This window comes from Microbacterium sp. ARD31 (assembly GCF_031844425.1).
This window is the reverse complement of sequence record NZ_JAUZVE010000019.1, coordinates 96,878-109,473: the sequence shown is the minus strand read 5'-3', so window position 1 is coordinate 109,473 and position 12,596 is coordinate 96,878. Positions and strand designations below refer to the sequence as shown.

Below are 12,596 nucleotides of genomic sequence, written 5' to 3'. Positions count from 1 at the left end.
TGATGCTGAAGGTCAGTGGGGTGGACCACGTGGGTCGTGCGTGGGGTCGTACGGGATTCGGCGCGGTCGCACGCGCGGGGGAAGCCGGCGGCCGCAAACCTCGTCAGTCTATCGACGGGCCGGGCACAGGCCGAATCACGCCCGCGCGCTGGCTGACCGGTCGGGGCGACAGGACTCGAACCTGCGATCTCCTGCTCCCAAAGCAGGCGCGCTAGCCACTACGCTACGCCCCGCCCAACCGACCCCGCGGGTCCGCCTGGGCGGACGCGCGGGACTGCTGGGAGCGGATGACGGGAATCGAACCCGCGTAGCCAGTTTGGAAGACTGGGGCTCTACCATTGAGCTACATCCGCGCGCCCCGGTCGACGTCGCCATCGCCGGTGCGGGAGTCATGGTGCCACACGCGTGAGCGTGCTCCCCAACCCGGACCGTCGGGTCAGCGCCGGTGGACCAGCAGCAGTGCCGCGTCGTCGTTGCGCGAGCCCAGCGCCTCCACGAGGCGGGAGGCGCCGCCCTCGAACTCCCCGCGCAGGAGCCGCTCGAACTGGCCGAGCATCTTGTCGATGCCGAGGCTGATGTCGCGGTTGCGGGACTCGACCATGCCGTCGGTGTAGAGCAGCAGCGCGTCGCCGGAGCGCATCTCCCCGGAGGTGGCGTCGAAGGTGGCGCCGTCGATGAGGCCGAGCACGGGACCCTCCGTCTCGACCACCTCCCAGCGTCCCGACCCCGCGTGGCGGAGCGCGGCAGGCGGGTGGCCGGCGGAGCGCAGGTCGTAGTGGCCCGTGCTCAGGTCGAGGGAGAGGTGGATCGCCGTCGCGAACCCCTCGTCCCAGTCCTGGCGCAGCAGGAACGTGTTCGCGGCCGGCAGGAACTCGCTGGGCGGAAGAGCGCTCAGCAATCCGCCGAGCGCACCCGAGAGCAGGAGCGCTCGCGTGCCGGCGCCCTGGCCCTTGCCGGAGACGTCGACCACCGCGACCTCGAGCCGGTCACCGACCCGCGAGGCGACCACGAAGTCGCCCGCGAAGGGCGTGCCACCGGCGGAGCGCAGCTCGGCGGCGGCGTACCAGTCGGGGGGCAGCGCCGGGATGCCGCCCTGGCGCAGGATGCGGTCGCGCAGGTCGACGAACATCTGCTCGCCCTGGAGGCCCGCGACGCCCAGGCGCGAGCGTCGGAAGGACGACAGGAGCACCAGGAACCCGAGCCCGAACATGATCACGACGGCGAGGGAGGTCCGGATCGTGATGTCCTGGGTCGGCACCGTGATCGCCAGCACGAGCAGCACGAAGACGACGAACCACGGCAGCTGGCGCGGGCCCAGCACCAGGCTCGAGACGACCAGCGGCACGAGCAGGGTCACCAGCGGCACCCAGTCACCGAGCTGCCAGATGGCGACACCCACCAGCACGGTGGACACCACGAGCGCGGCGAGCATCCGCGCCCCCCGCGGCACCACCCGGCCCAGGGCGTCGCCCAGCCGCGCGCCCGCGCGGGTGTTGGTGCGGCGCTCCACGGAAGAACTCATGGCCGAGCTCCTCGCGACGTCTCAGGGGTGTTGGAGGCAGATCGTACGGCGCGGGACCGAAAAGTCGGCTGACATCTGGGGCACCAGAAGATGTTGCGTCCCACCAGCTCGCCGGTGCGGACGCTCGACCCGCACACCAGGCACGGCATCGCGGTGCGGCGGTAGACGTAGACCTCGCCACCGTGGTCGTCCTTGCGAGGCTCCCGACCCATCGCCTCGGGGGTGTGCTCGGGGCGCACGGTGTCGATGCGGCCGGAGCTGACGCCCTCGGACATCAACGTGACGAGGTCGGCCCACATGGCCCGCCACTGGCCGACCCGCAGCGTCTCGCCCGGGCGCAGCGGGTGGATGCGGTGGCGGAACAGGACCTCGGCGCGGTAGACGTTGCCGACGCCCGCCAGCACCTTCTGGTCCATCAGCAGGTCGCCGATGGGCCGGTGGCTGCGGGAGATCCGGCGCCACGCCACGTCGGGGTCGGCGTCGGGACGCAGCGGGTCGGGGCCCAGCCTGGACAGGACCTCGTCGCGACGATGGGCGCTGACCAGGTCGCAGACGATCGCCCCGCGCAGGTCGGCGTACGCCGTCGGGAGGCCGTCGTGCGGGACGGTCACGAGGCGCAGCCGTACGGCACCGACGGGCGCCGGCACCAGCTCGACGTCGGGGTGCACGTCGAACTGGCCGATGAGGCCGAGGTGGACGTGGACGAACCGCTCCCCCTCGAGCTCGACGAAAAGGTGCTTGCCGGCAGAGTCGGCACCGACCAGGAGGGACCCGTCGAGCTGCTCGGCGTCGGCGGCGAAACGGCCCTGGGGCGAGGAGACCCGGACCCGGCGGCCGGCGAACGCGGCGGAGAGGTCGTCGGCGAGCCGGCGGAGGGTGTGCCCCTCAGGCATCCGGCCCGCGCAGCGCCGACTCCGGAAGCGGCGGCAGCTCCTTGGTCTCGTCGTAGGTGGTGACCTGGCTGATGCGGCGCACGTGGCGCTCGTCGTCGCTGAACGGGGTGGTGAGGAAGACCTCCACGAACCGGGTCATGTCCTCGAGGGAGTGCATCCGGCCGCCGACCGACACCACGTTGGCGTCGTTGTGCTCGCGGGCGAGCGCGGCGGTCTCCTCCGACCAGGCGAGGGCGCAGCGGATGCCCTCGACCTTGTTGGCCGAGATCTGCTCGCCGTTGCCGGAGCCGCCGATCACGACGCCGAGGCTGTCGAGCCCCTCCGCGCGGTCGCCGGCGACCGCCTCGGCCGCGCGCAGGCAGAAGCAGGGGTAGTCGTCGAGCGCGTCGTAGACGAAGGGACCGTGGTCGACCGGCTCGTAGCCGTGGTCGACCAGCCAGGTCATCAGGTGGTCCTTCAGGTCGAGGCCGGCGTGGTCGGAACCCAGGTGAACGCGCATGGGCACATCATGTCAAGCCCCTGGCCGCAAGCGGCTGCGGGCTCGCGCACCGGTTCCGTCCCGACTACGTCGGTTCGGACGCGCCGAGCTCGAGGTGCTGGTCGAGCCACCCCGCGACCTGGCGCACGAGCGGCTCGGAGGCGGTGAGCCCGGCATGGCGCCAGAACCCGTGGACCTGGCCGAGGCACCGGATGCCGACGGTCTCCACCCCGGCCTCCGCGACGAGGCGAGCGAGCTCCTCCCCCTCGTCGCGCAGCGGGTCGTGCTCGGCGGTCGCCACGAAGGTCGGGGGCAGGGTGTGCAGCCGGTCGGAGAGCAGCGGCGCGAGGTCGGGGTCGGCGTAGTCGGCCTCGCTGCGGGCGTACTGCTGCCAGTACCAGTCCGCCTCGGACCGGTCGAACCCCGAGTCGGCGCCCTCGGACCACGACGCGAACCCGGCGCGCGGGTCGAGGAAGGGATAGACGAGAGCGACGGCGCGGAAGAAGCCGGGGTTGCGCAGCGCGGCCACCAGCGCGAGGTTCGCGCCGGCGGAGTCGCCGTGGGCGGCGTACGGCCCCTCCGGTCCCTCGCGGCGCAGCCAGCCGACCACCGTGTCCAGGTCGTCCGGTGCGGCCGGGAACGGGTCCTCGGGCGGGCGCCGGTAGTCCACGCTGAGCACCCGGCGGCGCAGGCGGTTGGTGAAGCGCCGCACCACCGCGTCGTGCACGTCCACGTCGTTGAGGACGAAGCCGCCACCGTGCGCGTGGACGACCAGCCCTTCGACGGGGTCGGCGGGGGTGTAGAGCCGGCACGGCACGCCGTCGGCGTCGAGGTCCTCGACCGCGGCGACCTCCTCGCGGGGCTCGGCGAGGTTGGCGCGGCGCACCTCCTCGCGGTGGGCGGCGAGGTCGAACCCGGGCGCACGGAGGTCGGGACCGGTGTCCGCCGCGACCGCCGCCCGGACCTCGGGGTACATCACGGCGCCGGCCTCAGCGGGACATCAGCGCGTCGAGGCCGACCGCGATCGCGGCCGCGACGCGGAAGTCGACCCGCTGGTCCGGCACGGTGACCCGGTAGCGGTCGCCGATCGACATCTTGCGCTCGACCGAGAACAGCGGAGCGCCCGACGCGTCGGCGAAGTCGAAGTGGATGGGCAGGAAGTCGACGTCGGTGAAGCGCCGCAGCATCCCCACGACCTGGTTGCGCTCCTGCCCGGTGCCGGTGTAGCCGGGACCCTCCACGTGGAAGGTCGAGCGCAGCAGCGAGGCTCCGAAGTCCTTGCGGAAGAAGCCGATCTGGGCGCCGCCCTCGTCGGTGATGTCGTAGCCGGCGTTGAGGTCGAGCTTCCTGCGCGCCTTGAAGCCGAAGACCGGGCGCGACTTGCCGGCGTCGGAGTAGAAGGTGACCTGCTCCTTGAAGGCCATCCGCTTCTGCTCGGCGAGCGCCATCAGGCGGACCGGGTTGCCCGCCTCGTCGGACTCGGAGATCTCGTAGCGGTTGATCATCATGGTGAGCTTCTGCTTCACCACGAAGTGCGGCAGGTACATCTCGGCGGTCGCGTCAGTGGACATGTCCGGAGCCTAGCCAGACCGCTCAGCCGCCGAAGCGGGCGAGCTCCTCCTCGACCACCGACGGGTCGAGCTTGGTGAAGATCGGGGTCGGCTTGGCGACCGGCGCACCGACCGTAACCGGGCGCGGCTCCCACGCAGGTGTGCCGGAGTACTCCCCCGTGATGATCGAGTACGACGTGTGCCCGGCGCCGTTGCCCGGCTCGAGCTCCTCCACCTGCTCGATGCGCGGCATCGGCATGAGCTCGCCCTCACCACCCAGCACGGCGTGCACCTGGTTGGCGGAGTGCGGCAGGAACGGCGCGAGCAGGAGGTTGCAGTCGCTCACGCACTGGGCCGCCACGTGCAGGACGGTCGCGAGCCGCTCACGCTGCGACTCGTCCTTCATCTTGTAGGGCTCGGTGACGGTGAGGTACTTGTTCACCTCGCCAACGACCCGCATCGCCTCCGCGATCGCGGCGCGCAGCCGGTGCTTCTCGATGAGCCCGCCGACGGTGCCGAAGCCGTCGCGCACGGTGGCGAGCACCTGCTCGTCGACCTCCTCGAGCGTGCCGCACGCGGGGATCTCGCCGAAGTTCTTGGCGATCATCGTGGCGGTGCGGTTGACGAGGTTGCCCCACCCGGCGACCAGCTCGGAGTTGTTGCGGGTGACGAAGTCGGCCCACGTGAAGGCGGCGTCGGAGGTCTCGGGGCCCGCGGCGCAGATGTAGTAGCGCAGCGCGTCGGCGCCGTAGCGGGCCAGGAAGTCGCCGACGTAGATGACGTTGCCGCGACTGGTCGAGAACTGCGCGTCACCGAAGGTGAGGAACTCGCTGGAGACGACCTCGGTCGGCAGGTTCAGGGTGCCGAACGAGCCGGGCTCGCCGCCCCTGTCGCCGCGACCGTTGTAGGCGAGCAGCTCGGCCGGCCAGATCTGGGAGTGGAAGACGATGTTGTCCTTGCCCATGAAGTAGTAGGACTCCGCGTCGGCGTCGTTCCACCACTCACGCCACTTCTCCGGCTCGCCGAGCCGGCGGGCCCACTCGATCGAGGCCGAGAGGTAGCCGATGACCGCGTCGAACCAGACGTAGAGCCGCTTGGTCGGCTGGTCCTCCCAGCCCGGCACGGGAATGCCCCAGTCGATGTCGCGCGTCATGGCGCGCGGGCGGATCTCCTTGAGGATGTTCTGGCTGAACTTGATCACGTTGGGGCGCCAGAGGCCGGTGGCCTCGCGCCCGTCGAGCCACTCCCCCAGCGCCTCGGCCAGGGCCGGGAGGTCGAGGAACCAGTGCTGGGTGTCCTTGAACTCCGGGGTCTCGCCGTTGATCTTCGACCGCGGGTCGATCAGGTCGGTCGGGTCGAGCTGGTTGCCGCAGTTGTCGCACTGGTCGCCCCGGGCCTCCTTGTAGCCGCAGATCGGGCAGGTGCCCTCGATGTAGCGGTCGGGCAGGGTGCGACCCGTCGACGGGCTGATCGCGGTCTTCGTGGTCTCCTCGACCATGTAGCCGTTGCGGCGGCAGGTCTCGAACATCTCCTGCACCACGGCGTAGTGGTTGCCGGTCGTGGTGCGGGTGAAGAGGTCGTACGACAGTCCCAGTCCGCAGAGGTCGGAGACGATCACCTGGTTGTACTTGTCGACGAGCTCGCGCGCGGGCACGCCCTCGTTGTCGGCGAGCACCAGGATCGGGGTGCCGTGCTCGTCGGTGCCGCTCACCATCAGCACGTCGTGGCCGGCCATCCGCATGAACCGGCTGAAGACGTCGGAGGGCACGCCGAAACCGGCAACGTGGCCGATGTGGCGCGGGCCGTTGGTGTACGGCCAGGCGACGGCGGACAGGACACGAGTCATGGGCGCAAGCCTAGTGACCGGACGCCACCCGGATTCCCCGGGTGGCGTCCATGAGCACGCTGGGCGGGACGCGTCAGGAGAAGTCGAGCTCGCCCGTGCGGGAGCGCTTGAGCTCGTAGAAGTACGGGAACTTCGCGACGGCGACGGCGCCGTCCCACAGCTCGCCGGCCTCCTCGCCGCGCGGGATCTTCGACAGCACGGGCCCGAAGAACGCCGAGCCGTTGATGTGGATGGTCGGCGTGCCGACGTCGTCGCCGACGGCGTCCATGCCCTCGTGGTGGCTCTTCGCCACCGCCTCGTCGAGCGACTCGTCGTCCCAGGCCTCGATGAGCTCGGCCGGGAGGCCGACGTCGGCCAGCGACGCGGCGACGGTCTCCTTCGACAGCTCCTCGCCGTTGTTGTGGCGGCGGGTGCCGATCGCGGTGTACCAGTCGCCGAGGGTCGCGTTGTCGTGCTCCTGCGCGATCTTGATCGCGACCCGCACGGGCTTCTCCGTGCCCTGGAGCATCTCGCGGTACTCGGCCGGGATGTCCTTGTCCTTGTTGAGGTACGCCAGCGACATCACGTGCCACTGCACGTCGATGTCGCGGACCTGCTCGACCTCGCGGATCCAGCGCGAGGTGATCCAGGCGAACGGGCAGAGGGGATCGAACCAGAGGTCAGCGGTAGCCATGTCGACCACAATCCCGCACCGGTCCCGACTTATTCCGCGCCTTGTTCCGTGCTCCGGCCACGCCGCGGCTGCACGTCACGGCACGCTCCGGTGGCAGGCGGCCCGTCCCTCCCGGCGGGCCGCCCGCCACCTGCTCGTGGGCCGGCGTCAGTGGGCGGGGGTGAACCGGGCGGTCAGGGTGTTCCCCGTCCCGGGCACGACCTGGTTCACGACCGCGGTCACGCCGATGCCGCAGCCGGTGAACTTCGGCAGGTCGTAGGTGCCGGTGAAGGTGCTGCCCGCCTCGAGGTCGACCTTGCCGCCGAGGTCGGCGACGACGGGCGTCCGGGTCCGGCACGCAGGGTTGACCAGGTTGACCCACGGCGTCAGGACCGGGCGGATCGCCAGGATGCGCACGTGGAAGGTGGACCTGGCGTGGCCGGTCATGGTGAACAGGTCCACCCCGCCGGTGACCGGCGCGGCCTGCTCCATCGCCATCGTCACCTTCGCCAGCGGCAGCGAGCCGAGGTCGAGGCGCGAGGTCGCCTCGGGCAGGACCAGGTCACCGGTCATCTTCCACGTGGCGACGTCGAAGCCGCCGGTGAAGGTGCCCGTCGGCACGACGAGGTCCTTGTCCAGCCTGGCGAGGTGCGAGGTGACGTCGACCGTCCAGTCGATCGGCACGATCGGGTCGGCCTGGGCCGGAGCCGGCAGCGCCGAGGCCGAGGCGGTCGCGAGCGCGACCACGGCGACCACACGGCCGAGACGGCGCGCGAGAGTACGAGCCTTGAGCATTGTCTTCCCTCCCGGAGACAGGGTGCTTGTGCGGTTGTGACTGCCAACCTGCCCATCGACGGCCGATTCGTCAACAGCAGTGTCACCATGAGTTACATCCTGAGACGGATCGCGCCCCCTCTCGGCACCCGCCCGGGCATGGCGGAGCACGCGGCCCCAGGTGGCAGGATGCGCGCATGCCTGGAACCAACCTCACCCGGGACGAGGCCGCCACCCGCGCCGCCCTCCTGGACGTCACGTCGTACTCCATCGACCTGGACCTCACGACGGGCGACACCACCTTTGCCTCCGTCACCACCCTCGAGTTCACCTGCCGCCAGCCCGGGTCGAGCACCTTCGCCGACCTGGTCGCGCCGACCGTCCGCGAGATCACGCTCAACGGGCGCACCCTCGACCCCGCGACGGCGTACGCCGACAGCCGCATCGCGCTCGACGACCTGGAGGCGACCAACACGCTCGTCGTGACCGCCGACTGCGCGTACTCCAACACCGGTGAGGGCCTGCACCGCTTCGTCGACCCCGTCGACGACCGGGTCTACCTCTACAGCCAGTTCGAGGTGCCCGACGCCCGCCGCGTCTTCACGACCTTCGAGCAGCCCGACCTGAAGTCCGTCTTCACCTTCACCGTCACCGCGCCCTCGCACTGGGTCGTCGTCTCCAACGCGCCGACGCCCGAGCCGGAGGCTGCCGAGCAGGACGGCGTGTCGGTGTGGCGCTTCCCCACGACCAAGCGCATGTCGACCTACATCACCGCGATCGTCGCCGGCGAGTACCACGGCGAGTTCGACACCTACGAGGGCAAGTTCGGCACCATCCCGCTCGGCCACTACTGCCGCCAGTCGCTCAAGGAGCACATGGACACCGCGGAGCTGGTCAAGCTCACCAAGCAGAGCTTCGAGTTCTTCGAGGAGCAGTTCGACTACCCCTACCCGTTCGGGAAGTACGACCAGCTCTACGTCCCCGAGTACAACGCCGGCGCCATGGAGAACGCCGGCTGCGTGACGCTGCGCGATGAATACCTCCCCCGCAGCCGCCAGCCGCGCTCGTTCTTCGAGTTCCGCGCCTCCGTCATCACCCACGAGATGGCCCACATGTGGTTCGGCGACCTCGTCACCATGAAGTGGTGGGACGACCTGTGGCTCAACGAGTCGTTCGCCGAGTGGGCCTGCTACTGGTGCGAGGCCAACGCCACGGAGTTCACCGACGCGTGGACCGGGTTCGCGAACGCCCGCAAGCAGACCGGCTACCGCGCCGACCAGCTGCCCTCGACGCACCCGATCGCGGCCGACAACGTCGACCTCCACGCGGTCGAGGTCAACTTCGACATGATCACCTACGCCAAGGGCGCCTCGGTGCTCAAGCAGCTCGTCGCGTGGGTGGGCATCGAGCCCTTCCTGGAGGGCCTGCGCGCGTACTTCAAGGAGTGGGAGTACGGCAACCCGGAGTTCAAGGACCTGCTCGCCACCCTCGAGAAGTCCTCCGGCCGCGAGCTCGACGGCTGGGCCCAGGAATGGCTGCAGACCGCGGGCGTGAACACCCTCGCGCCCGCGTTCGAGACCGACGGCGACGGCCGCTACTCCTCCTTCGCGGTCGCCCAGTCGGCGCACCCCGACTGGCCGACGCTGCGCCGCCACCGCCTCGGCATCGGCCTGTACGACGAGGTCGACGGCCGGCTCGTCCGGCGCGACTACCTCGAGATCGACGTCGACGGCGAGCGCACCGACGTACCCGAGCTGGTCGGGGTCGAGCAGCCGGCGCTGCTGCTGCTCAACGACGAGGACCACGCCTACGCCAAGATCCGCCTCGACGAGCGCTCGCTCGACACCGCGATCTCCGCACTCTCGACCTTCGAGGACTCGCTCCCCCGCGCCATCGTGTGGGGGGCCGCGTGGGACATGACCCGCGACGGCGAGATGCGCACCCGCGACTGGCTCGACCTCGTGCTGGCCAACATCGGCCAGGAGACCGACGCCTGGGCGGTCACCCGGATCCCCGCGTCGACGGCGCTCGCGGTGAGCTTCTACTCCGACCCCGCGCACCGCGACGAGCTCAAGGCGACGTGGGAGTCGGGGCTGCGTGAGCTGCTGCTGGCCGCCGAGCCGGGCAGCGACCACCAGCTCACCTTCGCCCGCTCCTACGCCGGTGCCGCGCGCAGCGACGCCGCGCTCGGCGACCTGATCGGCCTGCTCGACGGCTCCTTCGCCGTCGACGGCCTCGCGATCGACCAGGACATGCGCTGGGTGCTCATCACCGCACTCGCGCGGGCGGGGCGCTTCAGCGACGCCGAGATCGACGCCGAGCTCGAGGTCGACAAGACCATCTCCGGCAAGGAGCAGGCGGCCGCGGCCCGCGCGTCGCAGCCCACGCCGGAGGCCAAGGAGGCCGCCTGGAACGCGATCCTCGACCCGTCGACGCCCAACGAGACCTCGCGCGAGATCGCCTTCTCGATCTTCCGGTTCGGGCAGGAGGACGTCCTCGAGCCCTACCTCGAGAAGTTCCTCACCGCCTCCGAGACCCTCGTCGACGTGCTCGGCTTCCACAAGGCCTCGACGGTCCTCGAGTACGGCTTCCCGAAGCCCCTGGGCTCGGAGGCAACGCTCGCCCGTCTCGACGAGTGGCTCGCCACCTCCGACGCGCCGAAGCAGGCCAAGCGCTACATCGGCGAGGCCCGGGCCGAGATCGCCCGCGCACTGACCAACCAGGCCTACGACGCCAGCTGACCGGGCACTTCCTTCCCGTAGCGCACCTCGACCGGGCACTTCGTTCCCCTCCACGGGGGAACGAAGTGCCCGGTCGTCATTCGGGGCGAGGAACGAAGTGCCCGGTCGCGCTCATGCGCGGATCGGCTCAGCCTCCCCAGCCACCCGCGCTCGGCGCCCGACGTCGTCTGGACCGAGGAGCGAGCGAGCGCGACGAGCGCAGCGAGGCAGCTCGGGAGCGACGAGGGAAGACGACGTCTTCAGGGGCGCCGAGCACGCGCGAGCGCAGCGAGCGCCATTCAGCCCGCGTGGAGGGTGTTCTGCGGGCGGGCGTGGTCGGCGAGCATGGCGATGCCGCGCAGCAGGCCGCCGAGGAGGTTGCCCGCGCCGAACTCGGAGGCCATGGCCACGACGGCCAGCTCGACCTCGGCGTCGGTGAGGTGACGGCGTACGTCGCCGCCGGTGACCACTTCGGTGACCCGTCGGCGCGGGTCGACGAGGACCAGCACGCTGCGCGCCGGCGCGACGAGCCGGTTGTGCAGACGGGTGGCCCAGGCACGGGTGTCGTCATCCTCGGCGGGGCCGACGTAGACGGAGAACTCGAAGCGGCAGGCCTGCTCGGCCAGCCGGATCGCGCGGTCGAGGGCGAGCCGGTCGGACTCGCTCAGCAGCTCACCAGCTGCCACTGGCGCCACCCGCTCGGGAGTCCTCGCCGTCGGCGGCCGGGAGCTCGGCGACGCCCTGGCGGGGGCCGCCGATCCACGTGCCCTCACCGGCGGAGTGGTCGGGCAGCAGCCGCTCGCCGCGGATCATCGCGGGGAGGTAGACCGCCACGGCGATCAGCACGAAGAGCAGCAGCGGGGCGCCCACGAGCAGCATCAGGGCGTGCAGCTCGTCGACGTCGGTGACCGGCGCCCACCCCTCGGGCATGTCGGCGTGCGCCGGGGCGGCGGTCAGCGCCAGCACCGGGGCGCTCGCCAGGACGAGCGCGCGGGCGCGGCGCCGGGACGAGTGCGGGGACGACGGGGGCGAGATGACGGGCTTGGTCACGACGACAAGGCTATCGCCATACTGGCGGGCATGCCTCACCCCCTCATCACCCCGATCATGAACGTGACCGAGGTCTCCGGGAGCGAGACCAACCCCCTCACCACCTGCTCCAGCGACGAGAACCTCTGCACGTGGGTCCTCGACCAGACCGGCAACGAGAAGTTGGCCACCGCGGTCGACTGGATCGTCGGCAAGCCGTCCGCCCTGGTGGGACTGATCCTCATCGGACTGCTGGTCCGGTGGCTCCTCCACCGGGTCATCGACCGCGTCGTCAAGCGCGCCGAGGTCGGCGTGCTTCCCAACCGCCTGAGCCGTGCGATCGCGGGCGGCAAGGTGGGCGCGGCCCTCAACCTGCGCGAGGACCCCGGGTTCACCCGCCGGGTGCAACGCGCGGCCACGATGGGCTCGCTGCTGAAGAGCATCATCACCGGCGTCGTGTTCGCCGTGGTCGCGCTGATGTTCATCTCCGAGCTCGGCTACGACATCGCCCCGCTCATCGCCAGCGCGGGCATCATCGGCGTCGCCCTCGGCTTCGGCTCCCAGGCGCTGGTCAAGGACTTCCTCTCCGGCATCTTCATGATCTTCGAGGACCAGTACGGCGTCGGTGACGTGGTCGACCTCGGCGAGGCCTCGGGCACGGTCGAAGCCGTCAGCCTCCGGGTCACCCGGCTCCGCGACGTCAACGGGACGGTCTGGTACGTCCGCAACGGCGAGATCCTCCGCGTGGGCAACATGAGCCAGAACTGGGCGCGCACCGTGCTCGACGTCACCGTCGGCTACGACGAGGACCTGACGCGGGTACGACGCGTCCTGGAGGAGGTCGCGCACGACCTCTGGGAGGACGAGGAGTTCCAGGGGCTCATCATCGAGGAGCCCGAGGTCTGGGGCGTCGAGTCCCTCGGCGTCGACGGGATCGTCGTACGGGTCACGCTGAAGACCGCCCCGCTCGAGCAGTGGGCGGTCGCGCGGACCATGCGCGAGCGCGTCAAGGCGCGCTTCGAGCACGAGGGCATCAACCTCGCGGTCGCCCAGCGCATCGCTTGGCAGGAGAGTTCGCCGTCTGCCGCGTCCACGGAGGCCGCCGGGGACACCCCGACCTGACCGGGCTGGC

At 70.8% G+C, this 12,596-nt stretch carries 12 protein-coding genes and 2 tRNA genes; 2 read left to right on the top strand and 12 right to left on the bottom strand.

The window, feature by feature from the left end:
• Nucleotides 1-160: 160 nt before the first annotated feature.
• The 10 genes from Q9S36_RS30880 to Q9S36_RS30835 all read right to left on the bottom strand — a co-directional run bounded on the left by Q9S36_RS30880 (nt 161) and on the right by Q9S36_RS30835 (nt 7,736).
• Nucleotides 161-233 (bottom strand) — tRNA-Pro (locus tag Q9S36_RS30880).
• A gap of 49 nt (nt 234-282) precedes the next feature.
• Nucleotides 283-353, bottom strand: a tRNA-Gly gene (locus Q9S36_RS30875).
• 83 nt (nt 354-436) lie between these two features.
• Nucleotides 437-1,522 carry a PP2C family protein-serine/threonine phosphatase gene (locus Q9S36_RS30870; RefSeq protein ID WP_311288657.1) on the bottom strand — a complete coding sequence of 362 codons (1,086 nt, stop codon included), beginning with the start codon at nt 1,520-1,522 and terminating at the stop codon, nt 437-439.
• On the bottom strand, nt 1,519-2,415 hold the full coding sequence (locus tag Q9S36_RS30865) for a DNA-formamidopyrimidine glycosylase family protein (protein WP_311288656.1): 897 nt from the start codon (nt 2,413-2,415) through the stop codon (nt 1,519-1,521). Before Q9S36_RS30865 ends, Q9S36_RS30870 begins: the two co-directional genes overlap by 4 nt.
• Nucleotides 2,408-2,914 carry a ribose-5-phosphate isomerase gene (locus Q9S36_RS30860; RefSeq protein WP_311288655.1) on the bottom strand — a complete coding sequence of 169 codons (507 nt, stop codon included), beginning with the start codon at nt 2,912-2,914 and terminating at the stop codon, nt 2,408-2,410. Before Q9S36_RS30860 ends, Q9S36_RS30865 begins: the two co-directional genes overlap by 8 nt.
• A gap of 64 nt (nt 2,915-2,978) precedes the next feature.
• Nucleotides 2,979-3,869 (bottom strand): alpha/beta hydrolase, encoded by an 891-nt coding sequence (locus Q9S36_RS30855; protein ID WP_311288691.1) that lies wholly within the window; start codon nt 3,867-3,869, stop codon nt 2,979-2,981.
• A gap of 13 nt (nt 3,870-3,882) precedes the next feature.
• Nucleotides 3,883-4,464, bottom strand: a complete 582-nt coding sequence (locus Q9S36_RS30850; RefSeq protein ID WP_311288654.1) for a hypothetical protein — start codon at nt 4,462-4,464, stop codon at nt 3,883-3,885.
• Nucleotides 4,465-4,486: 22 nt separating this feature from the next.
• On the bottom strand, nt 4,487-6,289 hold the full coding sequence (metG, locus tag Q9S36_RS30845) for a methionine--tRNA ligase (RefSeq protein ID WP_311288653.1): 1,803 nt from the start codon (nt 6,287-6,289) through the stop codon (nt 4,487-4,489).
• 73 nt (nt 6,290-6,362) lie between these two features.
• Nucleotides 6,363-6,962: a DsbA family protein gene (locus Q9S36_RS30840; RefSeq protein ID WP_311288652.1), complete on the bottom strand. Its 600-nt coding sequence runs from the start codon at nt 6,960-6,962 to the stop codon at nt 6,363-6,365.
• Between the two features lie 147 nt (nt 6,963-7,109).
• Nucleotides 7,110-7,736 (bottom strand): hypothetical protein, encoded by a 627-nt coding sequence (locus Q9S36_RS30835; RefSeq protein WP_311288651.1) that lies wholly within the window; start codon nt 7,734-7,736, stop codon nt 7,110-7,112.
• 176 nt (nt 7,737-7,912) lie between these two features.
• Here Q9S36_RS30835 and pepN point away from each other — a divergent pair, with 176 nt between their 5' ends.
• Nucleotides 7,913-10,456 (top strand): aminopeptidase N, encoded by a 2,544-nt coding sequence (pepN, locus tag Q9S36_RS30830; protein WP_311288650.1) that lies wholly within the window; start codon nt 7,913-7,915, stop codon nt 10,454-10,456.
• A 278-nt stretch (nt 10,457-10,734) separates the two neighbouring features.
• Here the strand turns inward: pepN and Q9S36_RS30825 are convergent, their stop codons facing one another.
• Entirely contained in the window at nt 10,735-11,121 is a 387-nt protein-coding gene (locus Q9S36_RS30825; protein ID WP_311288649.1) for a DUF5130 family protein, read from the bottom strand.
• Nucleotides 11,108-11,485, bottom strand: coding sequence for a hypothetical protein (locus tag Q9S36_RS30820; RefSeq protein WP_311288648.1), 378 nt, complete (start codon nt 11,483-11,485; stop codon nt 11,108-11,110). Before Q9S36_RS30820 ends, Q9S36_RS30825 begins: the two co-directional genes overlap by 14 nt.
• A gap of 30 nt (nt 11,486-11,515) precedes the next feature.
• Here Q9S36_RS30820 and Q9S36_RS30815 point away from each other — a divergent pair, with 30 nt between their 5' ends.
• Nucleotides 11,516-12,586, top strand: coding sequence for a mechanosensitive ion channel family protein (locus Q9S36_RS30815; RefSeq protein ID WP_311288647.1), 1,071 nt, complete (start codon nt 11,516-11,518; stop codon nt 12,584-12,586).
• Nucleotides 12,587-12,596 lie beyond the last annotated feature (10 nt).

Bases quoted from the DNA above. Each gene is read 5' to 3' on its own strand.
- Q9S36_RS30865 (WP_311288656.1), bottom strand. From the start codon at position 2,415: ATGCCTGAGGGGCACACCCTCCGCCGGCTCGCCGACGACCTCTCCGCC.
- Q9S36_RS30850 (WP_311288654.1), bottom strand. From the start codon at position 4,464: ATGTCCACTGACGCGACCGCCGAGATGTACCTGCCGCACTTCGTGGTG.
- Q9S36_RS30855 (WP_311288691.1), bottom strand. From the start codon at position 3,869: ATGTACCCCGAGGTCCGGGCGGCGGTCGCGGCGGACACCGGTCCCGAC.
- metG (WP_311288653.1), bottom strand. From the start codon at position 6,289: ATGACTCGTGTCCTGTCCGCCGTCGCCTGGCCGTACACCAACGGCCCG.
- Q9S36_RS30860 (WP_311288655.1), bottom strand. From the start codon at position 2,914: ATGCGCGTTCACCTGGGTTCCGACCACGCCGGCCTCGACCTGAAGGAC.
- Q9S36_RS30815 (WP_311288647.1), top strand. From the start codon at position 11,516: ATGCCTCACCCCCTCATCACCCCGATCATGAACGTGACCGAGGTCTCC.
- Q9S36_RS30870 (WP_311288657.1), bottom strand. From the start codon at position 1,522: ATGAGTTCTTCCGTGGAGCGCCGCACCAACACCCGCGCGGGCGCGCGG.
- pepN (WP_311288650.1), top strand. From the start codon at position 7,913: ATGCCTGGAACCAACCTCACCCGGGACGAGGCCGCCACCCGCGCCGCC.
- Q9S36_RS30840 (WP_311288652.1), bottom strand. From the start codon at position 6,962: ATGGCTACCGCTGACCTCTGGTTCGATCCCCTCTGCCCGTTCGCCTGG.
- Q9S36_RS30835 (WP_311288651.1), bottom strand. From the start codon at position 7,736: ATGCTCAAGGCTCGTACTCTCGCGCGCCGTCTCGGCCGTGTGGTCGCC.